The 19,201-nt window shown below is 37.2% G+C and carries 18 protein-coding genes; 14 read left to right on the top strand and 4 right to left on the bottom strand.

Annotated elements, in window-relative coordinates:
* The first annotated feature begins 22 nt into the window (after positions 1–22).
* The 11 genes from ACQWU4_RS14790 to ACQWU4_RS14840 all read left to right on the top strand — a co-directional run bounded on the left by ACQWU4_RS14790 (position 23) and on the right by ACQWU4_RS14840 (position 13,098).
* The gene (locus tag ACQWU4_RS14790; RefSeq protein WP_429936516.1) at positions 23–2,080 is read left to right on the top strand and encodes a M13 family metallopeptidase; all 2,058 of its coding nucleotides are present in this window, start codon (positions 23–25) and stop codon (positions 2,078–2,080) included.
* 310 nt (positions 2,081–2,390) lie between these two features.
* Positions 2,391–4,490, top strand: coding sequence for a M13 family metallopeptidase (locus ACQWU4_RS14795; protein ID WP_429936517.1), 2,100 nt, complete (start codon positions 2,391–2,393; stop codon positions 4,488–4,490).
* A 271-nt stretch (positions 4,491–4,761) separates the two neighbouring features.
* Positions 4,762–5,208 carry a type VI secretion system contractile sheath small subunit gene (locus tag ACQWU4_RS14800; RefSeq protein ID WP_429936518.1) on the top strand — a complete coding sequence of 149 codons (447 nt, stop codon included), beginning with the start codon at positions 4,762–4,764 and terminating at the stop codon, positions 5,206–5,208.
* Positions 5,209–5,229: 21 nt separating this feature from the next.
* Entirely contained in the window at positions 5,230–6,591 is a 1,362-nt protein-coding gene (locus ACQWU4_RS14805; protein ID WP_429936519.1) for a DUF5458 family protein, read from the top strand.
* A 64-nt stretch (positions 6,592–6,655) separates the two neighbouring features.
* A complete protein-coding gene (locus ACQWU4_RS14810; protein WP_429936520.1) occupies positions 6,656–7,129 on the top strand; it encodes a hypothetical protein in 474 nt (157 codons plus the stop codon).
* Positions 7,130–7,199: 70 nt separating this feature from the next.
* Positions 7,200–8,234, top strand: coding sequence for an A/G-specific adenine glycosylase (gene mutY, locus ACQWU4_RS14815; protein WP_429936521.1), 1,035 nt, complete (start codon positions 7,200–7,202; stop codon positions 8,232–8,234).
* 44 nt (positions 8,235–8,278) lie between these two features.
* On the top strand, positions 8,279–8,836 hold the full coding sequence (gldD, locus tag ACQWU4_RS14820; protein ID WP_048503284.1) for a gliding motility lipoprotein GldD: 558 nt from the start codon (positions 8,279–8,281) through the stop codon (positions 8,834–8,836).
* Positions 8,837–8,863: 27 nt separating this feature from the next.
* Positions 8,864–9,787 carry a PfkB family carbohydrate kinase gene (locus ACQWU4_RS14825; protein WP_429936522.1) on the top strand — a complete coding sequence of 308 codons (924 nt, stop codon included), beginning with the start codon at positions 8,864–8,866 and terminating at the stop codon, positions 9,785–9,787.
* A gap of 87 nt (positions 9,788–9,874) precedes the next feature.
* Entirely contained in the window at positions 9,875–11,239 is a 1,365-nt protein-coding gene (locus tag ACQWU4_RS14830; RefSeq protein WP_429936523.1) for a peptidylprolyl isomerase, read from the top strand.
* A 135-nt stretch (positions 11,240–11,374) separates the two neighbouring features.
* A complete protein-coding gene (locus ACQWU4_RS14835) occupies positions 11,375–12,319 on the top strand; it encodes an NAD(P)H-dependent flavin oxidoreductase (protein WP_429936524.1) in 945 nt (314 codons plus the stop codon).
* Between the two features lie 11 nt (positions 12,320–12,330).
* Positions 12,331–13,098 (top strand): alpha/beta fold hydrolase, encoded by a 768-nt coding sequence (locus ACQWU4_RS14840; protein WP_429936525.1) that lies wholly within the window; start codon positions 12,331–12,333, stop codon positions 13,096–13,098.
* A 590-nt stretch (positions 13,099–13,688) separates the two neighbouring features.
* Here the strand turns inward: ACQWU4_RS14840 and ACQWU4_RS14845 are convergent.
* Positions 13,689–14,306, bottom strand: a complete 618-nt coding sequence (locus ACQWU4_RS14845; RefSeq protein WP_429936526.1) for an HD domain-containing protein — start codon at positions 14,304–14,306, stop codon at positions 13,689–13,691.
* 27 nt (positions 14,307–14,333) lie between these two features.
* Positions 14,334–14,633, bottom strand: coding sequence for a rhodanese-like domain-containing protein (locus ACQWU4_RS14850; RefSeq protein WP_429936527.1), 300 nt, complete (start codon positions 14,631–14,633; stop codon positions 14,334–14,336).
* 163 nt (positions 14,634–14,796) lie between these two features.
* Between ACQWU4_RS14850 and queG the strand changes: the two genes are divergently transcribed.
* The 3 genes from queG (at position 14,797) to ACQWU4_RS14865 (ending at position 17,443) form a co-directional block, all read left to right on the top strand.
* The gene (gene queG, locus ACQWU4_RS14855) at positions 14,797–15,750 is read left to right on the top strand and encodes a tRNA epoxyqueuosine(34) reductase QueG (RefSeq protein WP_429936528.1); all 954 of its coding nucleotides are present in this window, start codon (positions 14,797–14,799) and stop codon (positions 15,748–15,750) included.
* A gap of 358 nt (positions 15,751–16,108) precedes the next feature.
* Positions 16,109–16,786 carry a TIGR02117 family protein gene (locus ACQWU4_RS14860; RefSeq protein WP_429936952.1) on the top strand — a complete coding sequence of 226 codons (678 nt, stop codon included), beginning with the start codon at positions 16,109–16,111 and terminating at the stop codon, positions 16,784–16,786.
* 6 nt (positions 16,787–16,792) lie between these two features.
* The gene (locus ACQWU4_RS14865; protein WP_429936529.1) at positions 16,793–17,443 is read left to right on the top strand and encodes a murein L,D-transpeptidase catalytic domain-containing protein; all 651 of its coding nucleotides are present in this window, start codon (positions 16,793–16,795) and stop codon (positions 17,441–17,443) included.
* A gap of 155 nt (positions 17,444–17,598) precedes the next feature.
* Here ACQWU4_RS14865 and ACQWU4_RS14870 read toward each other — a convergent pair whose 3' ends face one another.
* Positions 17,599–18,393: a hypothetical protein gene (locus tag ACQWU4_RS14870; protein WP_429936530.1), complete on the bottom strand. Its 795-nt coding sequence runs from the start codon at positions 18,391–18,393 to the stop codon at positions 17,599–17,601.
* Positions 18,394–18,395: 2 nt separating this feature from the next.
* Positions 18,396–19,187 carry a hypothetical protein gene (locus ACQWU4_RS14875; protein ID WP_429936531.1) on the bottom strand — a complete coding sequence of 264 codons (792 nt, stop codon included), beginning with the start codon at positions 19,185–19,187 and terminating at the stop codon, positions 18,396–18,398.
* Positions 19,188–19,201: the final 14 nt, after the last annotated feature.

Below are 19,201 nucleotides of genomic sequence, written 5' to 3' on the forward strand. Positions count from 1 at the left end.
ATACTATAAAATTGCTATCATAATGAAAAAACTAACGCTTTCTTTGTTTTTATTGGCCGGGATTTGTTCACAAAATACAGTGAATGCACAGGCAAAAGCCGTAAAAACAGCAGTTAACAGCACAGATAAAGGCTTGGATATTAGCCTTATGGATACTTCTGTACGTCCGCAGGATGATTTTTACAACTACGTAAGTGGAACCTGGATGAAAACAGCCAAAATTCCATCCGATAAGCCTACCTGGGGTAGTTTCAACAAACTTGCTGAAGATACGGATAACAACTCCATGACCATTCTGAACTCTCTTCTGAAAGATAAATTTGCAGACGGAAGTGAAGGCAAGAAAATTCAGGATCTGTATGCTACTTATATGAACATGCAGAAAAGAAATGCAGACGGTATCAAACCTATTCAGGCTAATCTGGATAAAATTGATGCTATTAAAAATATGGCTGATCTTCAGAATTATCTGACTTCTGTAACTAAAGACGGTGAAAATACCCTTTACGGATGGGGCGTTGATGCGGATCTTAAAGATTCCAAAATGAATGCTGTTTACTTAGGAAATGCTTCATTAGGGTTAGGAAGAGATTATTATCAGAAAGTAAACGAGAAAAATACAGAAGCTATCGCTGAATATCAGAAATATGTAGCTTCTATGCTTAAGGAATTAGGCTACAAAAATGCTGACGCAGCGGCAAAAGGAATCGTTGATTATGAAAAAAGTATTGCAAAGACTTATCTTACCAACGAGCAGAGCCGTGATAATACACTGCAGTACAATCCAAAAACTTTAGCTGAGCTTTCAACATTGGTAAAAGGTGTTGATATTCCTGCTTACCTTAAAAAAGTAGGAGTAAATACAGATAAAGTAATCATCGGGGAAATCGGATATTACAAAGAATTTGATAAATTGGTGAATGCTCAGAATCTTCCTGTGATCAAGGATTATTTAAAGTTTCACATGATTCACGGCAGTGCTTCTTACTTAAGTGAGAAACTGGGTGATATGAGATTTAATTTCTATGGTAAATATCTAAGAGGGCAACAGGAACAGAGAGCGTTAAACAAAAGAGGGTTTGAATTGATCAACGGTACTCTTGGTGAAGCGTTTGGTAAATTATATGTTGAAAAATACTTCCCTGCTGAAGCAAAAGCACAGATGGTAGAACTGATCGATTATTTAAAGAAAAGTTTTGCCGTTCACATCAACAATTTAGCATGGATGTCTTCTACAACGAAGGAAAAAGCAATGCAGAAACTGAACAAGTTTACTGTAAAAGTGGCTTATCCTGACAAATGGAAAGATTATTCAAAATTAGATATCGTTTCTGAAGCTAAAGGAGGAAATCTGTACAGCAACCTTCAGAACATCACTGAATGGCAGTACAACAAAGATTTAGCGAAAATCGGTAAAGCTGTTGACAAATCAGAATGGGGTATGACACCACAGACTGTGAATGCATACTACAATCCTGTAAATAACGAGATCGTTTTCCCTGCTGCAATCCTTCAGCCGCCTTTCTTTAATCCAAAAGCTGATGCTGCAGTTAATTTCGGAGGAATTGGTGCTGTGATCGGTCACGAAATGAGCCACGGATTTGATGACTCAGGAGCTCAGTTCGATGCAGACGGAAACTTAGTAGACTGGTGGACTCCGGAAGATAAGGCCAATTTCGAGAAAGCAACAAAAGCTCTTGCTGCTCAGTATGATAAATATGAGCCTGTAAAAGGAACTTTCGTAAACGGTACTTTCACAAACGGTGAAAATATTGCTGACTTGGGAGGTGTAAACATTGCTTACGATGCTCTTCAGATGTATCTGAAAGATAAAGGAAATCCGGGACAGATCAGCGGATTCTCCCAGGATCAGAGATTCTTCCTGAGCTGGGCAACTGTTTGGAGAACTTTATCCAGCGAAAAATATATGATAAACCAGGTAAAAACTGACCCGCATTCTCCGGGATATTTCAGAAGCTTCGGTCCGCTTATCAATGTTGATGCTTTCTACAAAGCATTTGATGTAAAACAAGGAGACAAATTATACAAAACTCCGGGAGACAGAATCAAAATCTGGTAATCATTACCAAAAGAATATAAACCGTTCAGCAATGAGCGGTTTTTTGTTTTTCAGGTGTCAGATATTAGGTAGCAGGTAGCAGATTACAGGTTAAAGTTTGCAGAGAGATGATTTTCAGGTACTCAGGCAAAGCAAAATTCTTTAATTTGAATTTATGAATTTCAATACTCTCAAACCCTAAAAACCCTCCATACTCTCAAACTCAATAACTCAAACTACCAACTCTTCATCATTTATCAATTATCATTAATCACCTATCATTAAAGTTCGTATATTTGATAAGTTTGTGTTAAATCAAAAATTACCTTTAATGAAAAAGCTAAATATTGGAATACTTGCCCTTTCCGGCATTGTATTTTTGAATTCATGCGGAACCGCTAAAACTGCCGGTACAGAGACCAAAGCTGAAACTACAGTTGCCGTTACAGAACCAGTAAAAAAAGAAGAAATGAAAGAAGAAGGAATCAATTTATCTTATATGGATAAGAGCGTTCGTCCGCAGGATGACTTTTTTAGCTACGTGAACGGAAATTGGGTGAAAACCACTCAGATTCCTTCAGATAAAGCAAGCTGGGGATCTTTCAATGCTTTGAGAGAAAATGTGGATGATGCTTCTCTGGATATTCTGAACAAAATTTTATCCGAAAGCTATGCCGAAGGATCAGAAGGACAGAAAATCCAGAACCTGTATGCATCTTTTATGGATGTAAACAAAAGAAATGCAGATGGATTGTCTCCCATCAAAGGAGATCTGGCAAAAATTGACGCTATTAAAAACCTTAATGACCTGCAGAAATATCTTCTTGAAGCTACAAAACTAGGAGATAACTCATTCTATGGATGGAGAGTGAGCGCAGATATGAAGAATTCTAAAATGAATGCAGTGTATCTTGGCGGTCCGGATCTTGGATTGGGAAGAGATTATTATCAGAAAGTAAATGATGCCAATACCAAAACATTAGCAGAATACCAGACTTATGTAGGAAAGCTGTTTGGAGTTTTAGGAAATAAAAATGCTGATCAGGCTGCACAAAATGTTGTGGCATTTGAGAAACAACTGGCCAATTATTTATTGACTTTGGAGCAGAACAGAGATGCCAATTTAAGATACAATCCAAAAAATGTAACTGAACTTTCAGGATTGGTGAAAAACGTTAATCTGGCTAAATATCTGAAAGATGCGGGTGTAAATACAGACAAAGTGATTGTAGGTGAACTGAAATATTACCAGAATATGGATCAGTTTATCACTGAAAAGAACCTTCCGTTATTAAAAGATTATCTGAAATACCACTTGATCAATGGTAATGCAAGCAATCTTGATGATAAACTTGAACAGATCAGATTCGATTTCTATTCAAAATATCTTCAGGGCCAGAAAGAGCAGCGTCCTATGGACAAAAGAGGACTTACTCTTGTCAATGGAGTTCTTGGTGAAGCTTTCGGGAAATTATATGTTGAAAAATATTTCACTCCCGAAGCAAAAGCTCAGATGGAAATGTATATTGATTATCTTTTAAAATCATTCAAAACCCATATCAACAATATAGACTGGATGTCCCCTGCCACTAAAGTGAAAGCTCAGGAAAAACTGTCTAAATTCACTGTAAAAATAGCTTATCCGGACAAGTGGAAAGATTATTCCCAGTTAAAAGTAGAATCTCCTAAGCAGGGAGCTACATTATATTCCAATCTTCAGAATGTATCGGCATGGCAATACCAGAGAAGCCTTGACAAAGTTGGAAAACCGGTAGATAAAACAGAATGGGGGATGTCTCCACAAACTGTAAATGCTTACTACAACGGATCAAACAATGAAATCGTTTTCCCTGCTGCAATTCTTCAGCCGCCTTTCTATAATCCTAAAGCGGATGCTGGCGTAAACTTCGGAGGTATCGGAGCCGTTATCGGTCATGAAATCTCTCACGGATTTGATGACAGTGGTTCACGTTTTGACGGTGACGGAAACCTTAACAACTGGTGGACAGATGAAGACCGTAAAAACTTTGATGCAAAAGTAGGTCAGCTTGCTGCTCAGTACAGTGCTTATGAGCCGGTAAAAGGAAGCTTTGTAAACGGTAAATTTACAAGCGGCGAAAACATTGGTGATCTTGGTGGAGTAGCAGTAGCGTACGATGCCCTTCAGATGTATCTTAAAGATAAAGGAAATCCTGGAAAGATCAGCGGATTTACACAGGATCAGAGATTCTTTATGAGCTGGGCAACGGTATGGAGAACAAAATCCACAGAACAGTATATGATCAATCAGGTAAAGACCGATCCGCACTCTCCGGGAACGTTCAGAGCATTCGGTCCGCTGGTGAATCAGGATGCATTCAGCAAAGCATTTGATATAAAACCTGGAGACAAAATGTACAAAGCGCCTCAGGACAGAATAAAAATTTGGTAAAACAGCCAAAAATTGTTAGAAAAGAAAAACGCATCAGAAATGATGCGTTTTTTATTTATTTTTTCATAGTTTAGTGATATCGTAAAGTCATGATTTTACGTTAGATATATTAAAGGTTAAATTAAATATTTCAAGAAAAATCTTTACAAAATTTTGTATGTTACAGTTTTTTTTTAAATTTAAACATTGGATTGGTAATTTATTTGATTCTTCAGTAAATTACTCAAAGACAGATCCAAACCAAAATCAAAAATCTCAAAATAATAATAATATGGCAATGTTTAATTATGGTGTTGGCGGTAACGAAGTTAAAGTAGACGCTAATGAAGCAATTCAGGAAATACAGGAGAACAAATCACTGATTGTGAGCCAGCTTACAACAGAGGAATCATATACCCCTGAAATTGTAACAGGATTAAAATCAGTGGATGACGTCTTCAGACATTTCCAGCCTTCTGTAGCTGTACAGCACGAAACAGAGGATGGTGCTGTAGTTGAAGAAGAATTCCGTTTTCAGAATCTTGCAGATTTCACACCCAAAAATCTTACTCAGAAATCAGACTATTTACAGCAGCTTAGCATGGAACAGGAGCAGTACAACAAGATCGTACGCCAGCTGAAAACCAATAAAATTCTGCGTAATATGCTTGAGAATGACCAGACCAGAGCTGCGTTCATCGAAGTATTGAAAGATGTGGCACAAGAACTTGAAAAATAATTATTTACACTAAATCAAATCATGGATAGCAAATTACAGGCACAAGAAAGCCAACAGCAGGGTCAGCAGCAACATTCAGGGCAGCCGAAAGGCAACCCGCTTGCGGAACTTAATAAATTAGGAGGTTTTGGCTTTGTTGAATCCGTTGTAGACGGTATCGCCAATATGAACCCTACAAGAAAAGCCAGGAAAGAAATTTTCCTGACCGACAATAATAAATCAGACGAAAGAAAAGAACTTCTTCAAAAGATTAACCTTTGGGTAAGCCTTTTGGAAGGAAACGAATCTGCAGATAAAATGGCAGATACCTGCAAAACAAAAGCGCAGTCAGCAGATCAGAATTTAAAGACCAACTTAAAGAATGCACTAGATGCAGTACGTTTGTTGGAAACCAACTATAGAACCGTAGCCCAATTCTACAAAAACACAGAATTGGATAAAGTGGATAACGTTAGCATTGTAAATGCAAGTCTTGAACAGGTTTCAGATTTGGATAATCCGTTGTTCATCGATGCTATTTCAGAAGAATTCAAAAACTATTACGACCGTTTGGATCTTAGGGATAACTATTCCATCCTGGCAATACCTGGATATTTAGGTTCAAACAAAGTCATTGAAAAATGGGCAAAAATCTGTAACGAGAACAAAGTAATGATGGTTACCGATTTTGCCAACCTTGACAAACCGGATGACGTGGTAGATTTATTCCACTCGGCAAACCTTACAGGAGGTGAACTTCACAGAAGTAACGTTATCATGACGTGTAACTGGCTTGTAGGTAGAGGTAAAGCTGAAGAAGTAGGAGAAGAAGAAAATGTTGAACTTCCGCCTTCCACTTCATTAGCCGGGAAAATTCATAAAACTTTGATGTCTCAGGTAGCTGCAGGTAAAAAGCATGGTAACATCAACGAAGTGGATGCCGTAAAATTCGAACTGAAGAAAAGTGAAATTTCTCAGCTGGAAAAAATGGGCCTTGTTCCGATGGTGAATGAATATGGTAAAATCATGGCATTCTCTGCGAAAACATTGTTCACAGGAGATAATATCGGTCTTCAGACCTATTCTGTAGTACGTGTATTCGACTATGTAACTAAAGTTTTACTTGACTTCCTGAACAGAAGAGCCTTCGAAAACTGGAATGCCAAGAACGAAGACGATTTGAGAAGACAGATCGTAACCTTCCTTGACAATATCAAAGGACCGGATAAACTGATCGAAAAATTCAAGATTGTTCGTTTCGAGCAGGACAGAGTGAATAAAGACAGAGTATGGCTTGATATCCGTATGACACCTTATTTCCCTACAAAAAGTTTCGTTATTAAATTAGACGGACATAAAGGAGATGATGGTAACGAATGGGATGCACAATACACTCAGGAATAATAAGAACCCAAATTTAAATAGAAAAACCGATGCATTTTTACATCGGTTTTTTATTCCAAATCATATGAAAATTAATGTGATCAAAAAAAGTATAAGCTTCCTACTGCCCGCATTCCTGCTGATTGTATTATCAGGCTGTGAAAAAAAATACCAGGCGCCGGATCATTATGCAGTGGATCTTTTTAAAGACGAAAGACAGCAGGGAAAAGCTTATATCATGAATGAAGAAGAATGCTTTGACGGTAGCGAGCTTGTTATTGCAAGTTCAGAAGTAAAGCTGGCTGACAGTTCAAAGGGAAGAGGAAAAAACTTTTTCCTTTATAAAGTAAGATCCGGAAAAGTATTAAAAACAATAAGAGATTCTGTTGCAGATTACCCTTTTATGTTTCTTTCCGATCAACGGCTTAAGCTGAAAAACGACTCAATTTATCTTTACCTTAAAAAACTTGAAGGTTTCAGGTTCATCGCAGCAGAAAGAAATCTCAAATATCAGTGGCTGAAAGCTGCTCCGGTGTATTCTGTGAAAAAGGATAAATAATTTTATCTTTGCAGAAAGGGAAACAGAGACCTGAAAATTCCCTGAAAATCATTTAAACAGACAAAGTTTTTTGGAAAAAGATAATAAAAGCTCAGATTTTCTCCATATCGGAAATAAACTGCTGAGCTGGTACGGAAAGAATGCAAGAGATCTGCCTTTCAGACAGACAAAAGACCCTTACAAAATCTGGATCTGTGAAATAGTATTTCAGCAGACAAGAATCAGTCAGGGACTCAATCATTATAATAACTTCATTAAAAGATTTCCGGACGTAAAGACACTGGCTGAAGCTGAAGAAAATGAAGTCCTGCTGTACTGGAAAGGACTTGGATATTATTCAAGAGCCATTAACATCCATAAGGCTTCACAACAGATCATGAATGATTATCATGGTAATTTTCCTGCTGATTATGAAGAGATTTTAAAATTAAAGGGAGTCGGCAAGTATACCGCAGCAGCCATTTCAAGCATTTGTTTCAGAGGCAGAATGCCTGCTGTTGACGGTAATTTCTACAGAGTTTTGAGCCGGATTTTTGCTGATGACTTTGATATTTCCAACTCAAGAGCTTTTTCCTATTTCTCCCAGCTTGCAGAATTGGTCATGCCTGAAAATGTTGGTGATTTTAATCAGGCTATGATGGATCTAGGTTCAGAAATCTGTAAGCCTAAAAACCCTCTCTGTGGGGAATGTCCGGTAAATGATGACTGTCTCGCATTCTCTATGGAGAAGACATCGGATTACCCTGTAAAAACAAAAAAAGTAAAAACAGAAGACCTTTTCCTGAAATATTATTTTATACACAGAAACGGACAGTTTTTAATTCAACAAAGGAAAGACGATTTTATCTGGAAAAAATTATTTGAATTTCCACCCGCTATTTCTGCAGAACTTGAACCATTTATCAGCAATGTAAAAACACTTACCCACAAGCTTACGCATAAGAATCTGACCATTGAGATTTCGGGCGTTGAGGTTCATTCAGAAGCTGCCTGGAACCGTTTTGCAGCAGAAAATCAGTACATCATTACAGACTTTGAAGCTTCACATGACAAATCTTTTCCCAAGCCTTTGGAAAACTATATTCAAAACTCGCTGAAAGACTGAAATTTGTCTCCTGAAATCTAAAATCTAATTTGTACTTTTGCAAAATGATAAAAAACGTCATTTTTATTTTTGTATCACTGCTTTTAATTTCGTGCGGAAAAGATCATGTTCCAAAACCTTATGGAGAACTCCGCCTGGAATATCCGGAACCGAAATACCAGAAGTTTGAGAATAACTGTGCCTATACATTTGAATATTCAGATTTCGCATCAATTTCCGATGCCAAAAAGCCGTGCTGGTACTATATTAACTATCCAAAAATGAAAGCAAAGGTCTTTGTGACCTATTATCCGATACAGAATGATTTTGCAGACCATATCAAAGAAGCTGAGAAAATGGTTTATGAGCATACCATTAAAGCAAGTTCCATAGATACCAAATCTTTCGAATATCCTGACAAAAAGGTATACGGAAACTTCTATGAACTGAAGGGACAGAGTGCTTCCAATCTTCAATTTTACATTACAGACAGTACGAAACATTTCGTGACTGCTTATTTATACTTTAACACAAGACCGAAACCGGATTCTTTGGCCCCGGCGGTAAATTATATCAAAAATGATATGAAACACCTGCTGGACACTTTTGAATGGAAAAAATAATTTACTTTAAAATACATTGAAAAATATATGAAACTTTTAGTTGTTGGAAGCGTTGCATTTGATGCAATCGAAACGCCATTTGGTAAAACTGATAAAATTTTAGGAGGAGCAGCTACTTATATTGGTATCACTTCATCTATTTTAGGCGTTAAATCCGGTATTGTTTCCGTTGTTGGAGGAGATTTTCCACAGGAGCACCTTGATATGTTCACAGACAGAGACATAAATATTGAAGGAATTGAGATTGTAAAAGAAGGAAAAACATTCTTCTGGTCCGGAAAATACCATAATGATCTGAATACCAGAGATACTTTGGCTACTGAAGTGAATGTTCTTGAGAATTTTGACCCAAAAATTCCGGATTCTATGCAGGATGCAGAAATCCTTCTGCTTGGAAACCTACACCCTGGTGTTCAATTGTCCGTATTGGAAAAAATGAACGATCGTCCAAAGCTTGTTATTCTTGATACCATGAATTTCTGGATGGATTCAGCCTGGGATATCTTAATGGATATGATTGCTAAAACAGACGTTATTACTATCAATGATGAAGAGGCAAGACAGCTTTCAGGAGAATATTCTTTAGTAAAAGCAGCTAAAAAGATCCATACAATGGGCCCTGATTATGTAATCATCAAGAAAGGGGAGCACGGAGCTTTACTTTTCCATGATAATAAGGTATTTGCTATTCCTGCACTTCCACTGGAAGATGTTTTTGATCCAACCGGAGCCGGAGATACTTTTGCAGGAGGTTTTGCTGCTTATCTTGCTAAAAAAGGTAAGTTCGACTTCGAAACGATGAAGTCAGCCCTGATCGTAGGTTCTGCAATGGCTTCTTTCACTGTTGAGAAATTCGGAACAGTGAGAATTCAGGAAGTAAAAGAATCTGATATGTTCAGCAGATTAAGACAATTTAAAGAATTAACGACATTTGATGTTGAACTGCAATAAATAAGTCTTTTTAAGAAATATTTATAATAAAAAATTTAGACTAATTCGTTAAGTATTCTAAATTTGCAACTTGTTTAAAATAGTAAAATGACAAATAAACTAAAAATCACTTTTCTTCTTGGGATTTTCATGATGATATTCTCTTCAAACATGAATGCTCAGCTAAAACCGGGAGAATTGGTGGATGGTATTGCTGCTGTAATCGGGGATGAAATTGTTCTGGAATCGGATGTGAATGAGCAGATGAACTATGCCAAACAACAGGGAGCCTCTGAAACAGATAAATGCGACTTCCTTGAAAACCTGATCAGTAATAAGCTTCTTGTATATGAAGCAAAGAAAGATACATTAATTGAAAACCGTTCTGCTGCTATTAAAGAGCAGGCTAATGCAAAATACCGTCAGTTACTTTCCCAGTTTCCGGATGAAAAAACAATGCTTGCTGCATATAAATTCAGAAACGGATATGAAATGAAAAACGCTATCGAAAAGATAGATGTGGATCAATACTATGGGCAGGCAAAATACCAGCGTATTACAGAAAAAGCAGACGTAACCCCGAATGAGGTTACAGACTTCTATAATCTGTATAAAATGCAGCTTCCGGAGGTTAAGGATGAAATCTCTTTAGCGCAAATCATGATCTACCCTAAGCTTACAGAAGCTCATAAAGAAGATCTTATCAAAAGATTGAATAAAATCAAGCAGGATATTGCTGGCGGAGAAACTTTTGAAAGCCAGGCGAGAATTTATTCTGAAGATGAAGGATCTGCTGCAAACGGAGGTCTATATAAAAATATTTACAAAGGACAGATGGTAAAGCCGTTTGAAGCAGCTGCATTAAACCTTCAGGAAAATGAAATTTCAGATCCTATTGAATCTGAATTCGGATACCATATTATACAGCTGATCAAGAAATCGGGAAAGGTGTATGATGCGAGACACATCCTGCTGAAAGCTACACCTACAGATGACGAAATAAAAACGGCAAAAGCAAAATTGGACAGTATCAAAGGTCTTATTCTTGCCGGAAAAATAACGTTTAAAGATGCTGCTTTTAAATTTTCAGATGATAAAAAGACGAAGTTTAATGCAGGAATTATTTCAGGTGCAGATGGTTCTGATAAAATTGAAAGAGAAAGTATTCCGGGATCTATCACTTACGAACTGGCAGGTCTGAACAAAGGAGATATTACAGCTCCTTTCGAAGATGAAGACAATAAAAGAAAAGTTATAAAGATCATCAAACAGGAAGATGTTATTCCTGCTCACCAGATTACACTGGAAACAGATTATAACAGGATCAAGCAGATGGCGCTCAATAAAAAGCGTAATGAAATGATTGAAAAGTTTGTCAATTCTAAGTTACCGACAACCTTCATATCGATTGACGGACGCTATGATAACTGTAAATTCAAAGCCAACTGGAAAAAAGAATCAATCAAAAAATAAATACCAAACCTTCAGAATTTCTGGAGGTTTTTTTATGTTGAAAAAGTCAAGTTATTTCTATAGAAACCGTTGTTTTTAGTATTTTTACGCATGAGCAATTTTATAGATTTCAATTCAGCAAAAAAACTTCATGACATGAAGACAGATCAAAATAGAATTACAGAGCTTTTTAATATACAATATCCTATTATTCAGGCCGGAATGATCTGGCATTCGGGATGGAGACTGGCTTCGGCGGTTTCGAACTGCGGAGGATTAGGGATTATAGGTGCAGGAAGCATGTATCCTGATATCCTGAGAGAAAATATACGGAAATGTAAACTGGCTACGGATAAGCCTTTTGGTGTTAATGTACCCATGCTGTATCCTAATCTTGAGGAAATTATTCAGATTATTCTGGAAGAAGGGGTAAAGATTGTATTTACTTCTGCCGGAAATCCTAAAACTTATACAGAAACCCTTCAAAAAGAAGGAATAAAAGTAGCCCATGTAGTTTCGTCTACCAAATTTGCAGTAAAATGTGAAGAAGCAGGAGTAGATGCTGTCGTAGCTGAAGGTTTTGAGGCAGGGGGACATAACGGGAGAGATGAGACAACGACTTTCTGCCTTATTCCAAATGTTAAAAAACATATTTCCAAGCCACTGATTGCTGCCGGAGGAATTGCACTGGGATCACAGATGAAAGCTGCCATGATTTTAGGAGCGGACGGCGTACAGATTGGTTCCCGCTTTGCTGCGACTACTGAAGCAAGTGCCCACGAAAACTGGAAAAAGAAAATCACAGAACTGAATGAAGGAGATACTCATCTTACTTTAAAAGAATTGGCACCCGTAAGAATGGTTAAAAATAAATTCTTTGGAGAACTGGAAGAGATCTACCAGTCGGGAAGAGATAAAGATGCTTTAATAGCTTCATTGGGGCGTGCAAGAGCGAAACGGGGAATGTTTGAAGGAGATATGGAAGACGGCGAACTGGAAATAGGCCAGGTTTCTGCCTTAATTGACGAAATACTTCCGGTGGAAACGGTATTTGCAAACTTATTAAAGGAATTTCAGGGAACTAAGGAGCCAAGTTTATAGAATCTGAATGAATGGAAGAGAGAATAATTGAAGTAAGAGATCAGAAACTGTATATTGCATATCATAATGCATTTGAAGGAAAACCTGTTATTGTTTTCCTCCACGATTCCTTGGGCTGTACACAGCTTTGGAGAGACTTTCCGCTTAAGCTGTCTCAAATTACAAACAGTAATGTTCTGGTGTATGACAGATTAGGGTATGGAAAATCCGGACCGATGCTTACTCATGAAAGACCGGTCAATTATATGGAGCTGGAAGCCGACTTGCTTAACGATCTGCTTAGCGGTCTTAATATCAGTAATGCAGTTTTATTCGGACATAGCGATGGAGGGACCATTGCCCTTATCACAGCAGCTAAATATCCTGAAAAAATAAAGGGAGTAATCTGTGAAGCAGGACATATTTTCGTAGAAGATATTACATTGAAAGGGGTTTATGAAGCCTGGGAAGCTTACAAAACGACCAATCTTGCCGAACGTCTTTCAAAGTATCATGGAGATAAAGTGGAAATGCTTTTCAAAGCCTGGACGGAAACCTGGACCCGCGAAGATTACAGAAACTGGAATATTGAATACCTGTTAAAAGATATCCACTGCCCCTTACTTTTCATTCAGGGTGATGCTGATGAGTATGGCACGCTGGAACAGGTTGAAAAGACAGTCACTCAGGTAAGCGGTACATCGGAAAAATATATTATTCCGGGAACTGGGCATACACCGCATAAAGAAGTTCCTGAACTTGTCCTCAATAAAGTATCGGAATTTTTAAATATTATTTAGCTTAAATTTAGCATTAATAATAAAAGCATCTTGATTTAACAAGATGCTTTTTCATTTCTTTTAATCAGGAAAATATCGGAAATTTTAATGCCATTTCCGGATTTTTATTCAAGCTGAATTAGTCTTTTTTATGTACAAATTCTATTGGAAAATTTATTATTTGTATGAGTATACATATTATTACGGGTAGTATAGCTGTTTTTCATGTTAATTTCCATATTAATACATGTACATGTTTTAGCGAAAATAAAAAAATAAATAATTTATATTCCGGATAAATTTTAAAGCGATTATTTTAAAATCATTAACTTTTTTGATATCAGATTTTCAGGATACTATATCATGTTCTATGCTGAAAATTACACAAAATCTACATTTGAAATCACTACAAGGTGATATTCTGTTTTCTATTTTTGAAACATCAAACAGCGATGCAGAAGATTCTAAAAACAAAATCTGATGAAAAATCACCCCTGTAAGAGATCTCTAAAGTTCCCCCTTTGGTTTTTTAGTTGATGATTAGTTGTGTTTGAATGAATGGTTCCATGTTGGAGATGTAGCTTAGCTGCATCTCCTTTTATATCATATACTTATAAAGTCTGAAGTTCTGCAGTCAGATTCAGTTTTGCCTGCTGCTCATATTCGTTTCTGAAATGCTTGGTTTTAAAAATACTCTCAAGTTCAAGAAAATGTTTCAGCACCTTTTTTCTTCCCGGTTTGTAGAGGATATCGGGATATATGGCATATTCTTTCCGGATTTTCCGGGTATAGTCAAAATAGGTTTCAGAGTCTTTCCCCAGAATAGAAAGGTCTGCATCCAGAAGATAATCCGTATCTGTGTCATCTGATTTTTGATGAGACTTTGTTGCTAAGATCTGGGCTTCTATTTTTGAAATCATTCCATTATCCAAGCCTATTCTTTGAAGCCGTTCCGCAGCATAAGATGCACTTTTCTCTTCATTGGATTTTGAAGAAGCATCATAAATAACATCGTGATAAAAAACAGAGAATGCAATGCTTTTATAATCTGTAATATGGCCTTTTACACTTTCCAGCTCCAGGAACATATTTTCAAGGTGAAAAAGATTATGATAATGCCTGCCTTTTCCGGAGTATTTTTTTTCAATTTCCTGCCACAGGCTTTCAATAAGTGTCCCGTCTTTCGTAAAATGAAGACAAAGATCCGTGAATTTTTCTTGCAGATTCATGATGGATTAAGATAAAAAAAGGAACTTTTAAAAAGCTCCTTGATTTGCTTCCAGTACTGCTTTCAGTTCAGCCCAGCCTCCGCCGTTATAACCGTCCTTCAAGCCCTGGCCATTAAGATATTCCAATGCTTTTCCGCTTCTGTTTCCGCTTCTGCAGAATAAGATCACAGGCTTTTCAACAGATAAGATTTCTTCTTTTCTGTCTTCTACCTCACCAAGCGGAATATTTTTGGCTCCGTCTATATTTCCGTCCATTTCAAGCTCCATTGGCTCACGAACGTCAACTAATTCATAATTTCCTGATTGTATAACTTCTATTAAAGACATAACTTTTAATGTATTAGATTTAAAATAAGAACGAAAATACGCAATTTTTTCCTGAAAAAGTATTTTAACAAACCATAAATTTTCACAAAAATGCTTAAAAACCTGGGCTTATCCACTGTTATTGAAAAATGCAGGATTCGTAAATTAATCTTAATTTTGCAGAATGGAAATCCTGAATACCAGTGCCGAAAAATATTCCAGACTCATAAAATCCAAAGCAGAACATTTTGGGTTTCAGAGCTGTGGTATTTCGAAAGCTGGTTTTCTGGAAGAAGATGCCTCAAATCTTGAAAAATGGCTTAAAAATAATTTCCATGGCGAAATGAAGTACATGGAAAACCATTTTGACAAAAGACTTGATCCCAGACTGCTTGTGGAAGGCTCAAAATCTGTTATTTCACTATCCTATAATTATTTTCCAAAAGAAAAAATCTCTGCCTTAGAAAACTACAAGATCTCAAAATATGCTTATGCAGAAGATTATCATGAAGTGGTAAAGGAAATTCTCCGTGAGATGGTTTCAGAGCTTCAGCAGGAAATAGGAGAGTTCGGGTTCAGGGTTTTTGTAGATTCCGCACCTGTCTTGGAAAGAAGCTGGGCCAGAAAATCCGGGATAGGCTGGGTAGGGAAAAATGCCAATCTCATCACCAAGCAAAACGGCTCTTTCTATTTTTTGGCAGAAATTATCTGCGACCTTGAACTGATTCCCGATTATGCTGCTACAGATCATTGCGGAACCTGCAGAAAATGTATTGATGCCTGTCCTACAGATGCCATCGTTTCAGAAAAGGTCATTGATGGAAGCCGTTGTATTTCTTACGCAACCATAGAACTCAAAAACGAAATTCCGGATTATTTTCAGGACAGAATGGAAGACTGGATGTTCGGATGCGATATCTGTCAGGATGTATGCCCATGGAACAGGTTTTCTGCCCCAAATCTTCAGAGCCGGTTTGTTCCCAATGAATCGCTGAAAAATTTCAAAAAAGGAGAGTGGAAAGAAATTACCCAAGAAATATTCTCCGAGATCTTCAGAAAATCTCCCGTAAAGAGAACAAAATTTGCAGGTCTGAAGCGTAATATCGAATTTCTGGAACGCTCTTCAGATAAACTTTAGGATAAATTTTTGGTGACAAATCCTCATCTGGAATTTTCAGGTTCCAAAACTTAAGAGGATAAACGGCCATTCCTTAAATTGTAAGCCTTAAGGAGGATAAGATCTATTCAATAAGAATCTCTGAAAAACTTTTCCTAGAAAAGAAAAATTGACCTTCAGGAGACCAATGTCCCACCGAAAATCAACGTTTTTTTTGTACTCTTTTTGGAGCTGTTTTTACTCTTACTTTAAATCTTTTTTGTGATTTTGTATTTTTACGCATATTTGTGAATATTTCGTAACTAAATTTAATCATTTTTTCGATTAAAACAAATACTTTTACGGAAAATTGAAGATTAAATTTTATTAAAACATGAGTGTGAAAATTGTATTATTATACGTTCTGAAAACTTTGGGTGTTATTCTGGGAATTGTTGCCCTGTATGTTATTATGGCGCTTCTGCTGCCTCTTATAGAAGTTTCCGGGGATAATGACGGACAACCGAAGGATGTTCCGATTTATATCTACACAAACGGAGTGCATACTGACATCGTAATGCCTGTAAAAAATGATCTTCAGGACTGGGGGGCAAAAGTTCCGTTTGCCAATACGAAATCAAAAAGAACAGATTATACTTATATAGGAATAGGCTGGGGCGACAAAGGCTTTTATCTTGATACTCCAACCTGGGCCGATCTGAAATTTTCCACTGCTTTTAAAGCTGCTTTCTGGCTGAGTGATTCAGCTATGCACTGTTCTTATTACAAAACCATGAAAGAAGGTGAAGACTGCAAAATGATCATGATCAGCAAAGAGCAGTACAAGAATTTGGTGAAATTTGTAGAAGATAAATTCGACAGGGATCAGAACGGAAATTTCATTCTTATTCCTACCGATGCTGTGTATGACGTAAATGATGCATTTTATGATGCCAAAGGAAAATACAGCTTCCTGAACACCTGCAATACCTGGGCAAACGATGCGCTGAAAGCAGCAGGCCAGAAAGCAGCATTGTGGACCCCTTCCGATTTTGGGATTTTCAGACACTATAAATAATTGTCAATGAAAATTCTTACCGCTATTTTTACTGTTTACCTTGTACTTTCATGCAGTAATGAGCCTGGAGTAAACCATTCTTCTGTCATTACAGTGCCTGTTGTTGAAACAGAAAAAAGACCGGAAGCAAATCTGCCTGAAATTAAAGCAAAAGCGGAAGAAGCTCTGAAATTCTGTGTTTCAAAAAAGCTCAGTACAGATTTTTGTATCCTGATCGATATGAGTCTTCATTCCGGTGTTAAAAGATTTTTTGTCTGGGATTTTAAAACGGATTCAGTGGTTAAAAAGTATCTTGTAGGGCATGGCTGTGGTTCAAATCCATGGAGTGCGGACGGTTCAAAAGATAATCCGAAGTTCAGTAATGAAGACGGAAGCCATCTTTCCTCTTTAGGAAAATATAAGCTGCAGGGAAGAGCGTATAGTGAATGGGGAATTAATATCAAGTATCTGATGCATGGTCTGGAAGCAACCAACAGTAATGCTTTGAAAAGGTTTGTGGTTTTCCATTCGTGGGATCAGATGAGTGATGATGAAATTTTTCCAAAAGGTTCTCCTGAAGGGTGGGGCTGTCCTACGGTTTCCAATAATGCGATGAGGGAAATTGATCCGATGATTCAAAAAACAAAAAAACCGGTTCTGATGTGGATTTATCAATAGAATAATAATATTTTTAAAATGAAAAAAGCCGTAAGAGAATACGGCTTGTGTACTTTTCATTTGTTTTTGCTGTTGTGTTTTAGAATCGTATATCAAAAAGTGAACACTTATGTATAGTTGCTTTTATACAGATGAAAAAGAATTGTATCAATATATTATTGTCCTAAATAAATAAAGACATTGAGGGCAATATTTTTGGGATTAATAGATACCGGAACACCTGCTCCTCCCGTATTTACAGTAAAGCTATGGCTATGATTACCCGCCGGATCTGTTGTATATGTTCCTGAGGTGTCATCAGCCTGCATATTGACAGTAGTATTTACTCCTGCGTCAACAGTCGTATTGCCTCTGTCAGTATAGGTATGAGCATGGTTGCCCGTAGAAAGAGCCATACCATAAAAAGTCACAGCTGGTAAATTGGCCTGCACAAGGGTGAAAGTAGTACTACCTCCTGATGAACCTAAAACTTCAGCTCCGGTTTTTGCTTTTAAATATTTATCCGTGGCATTGGGAATATTAGCCGTAAAACCAATAGCTGCTGCATTCGACTGTGCAACCGGAGGGAATGATGAGATTGCTCTTCCGTTTAGCAGATACCATCCGTTGTGATCCGTTGTCTGAACACTATATTTTATGTTCCCTACAGGTATATCTGCTGTAGATAACCGAAGCCATTCTGTACCATTATTCACGTAAAGTCCTTCTGATACAGAACTTGTATTTGCTGTATTGTAGACTACCATACCTTTAACGTGTTGAGAAAGAGGAGCAGCGCTGGTCATACTTACCAAAGACAGCCTTACAGGTAAGAACCCTTTATCGGTAGAAGATAATTCCAGCAGGGATTCTTTATTAGGATTAGGCGTATTGATGCCCACTTGCCCGTTTAGAGTATTGCTAATAAGTACAATGGCAAATATGATGATGATATTATTTAACTTTTTCATAATTAATTTCCTAAATAAATAAATACATTGGTTACTAAGTAGCTTGGGTTTATATTAACAGGCTGGGAGCTTCCACCAGAAAGCATTGAAACTTGATGGCTATGGTTTCCACTAGTGCCGGTAGTATATGTTCCTACAGTATCATCAGCTTCAGGATTCATACCTGCAGGTCCGGTTCCACTGTTAGTAGTTGTGCCGGAACCCCTATCTATATAAGTATGAGAATGGTCTCCCGCAGAATTGGTACTCCCCATAAAAGTAACGTTGGGCAGATTGGCTTGTGTTAATGCGATAGTAGAACTTCCGGATAACAAACCTAAGGTCTCAGAAGTATCTTTTGTTTTAATAAACCGGTCATCAGCATTGGGTAAATTTGTTGCAAAACCCAGGCTTACTGCCCGAGATTGAACATTGGCTGGAAGTGAAGAAACCGCTCTTCCGTTCAGTAAATACCATCCGTTGTTATCTGTTGTTGCCAAACTATTTGAGATGGTACCATAAGGATAATCATAAGACAATTTGGTCCACTGTATTCCATTGTTTTGATAAAGTCCTTCCGAAACATCATTTGAATTGGAAAGGTTATAGGTAATGATTCCTTGTACATGTGCTGATAATGGTGCAGGGGAAGTGGTATTGGTAATGTTGTTTCTCATTAACAATATTCCCTTATCTGTTGAAGAAACTTCCAATACTGAATTTGTACTTGGATTGGGGGTTCCTATTCCGACCTGGCCTTTAATTTTAACAGATACGGCCAGGATTAATATGATATAAGACAATATATTTTTCATTATACAATTTTAAA

This window comes from Chryseobacterium sp. MIQD13 (assembly GCF_050496705.1).
Taxonomy (GTDB): Bacteria; Bacteroidota; Bacteroidia; order Flavobacteriales; family Weeksellaceae; genus Chryseobacterium.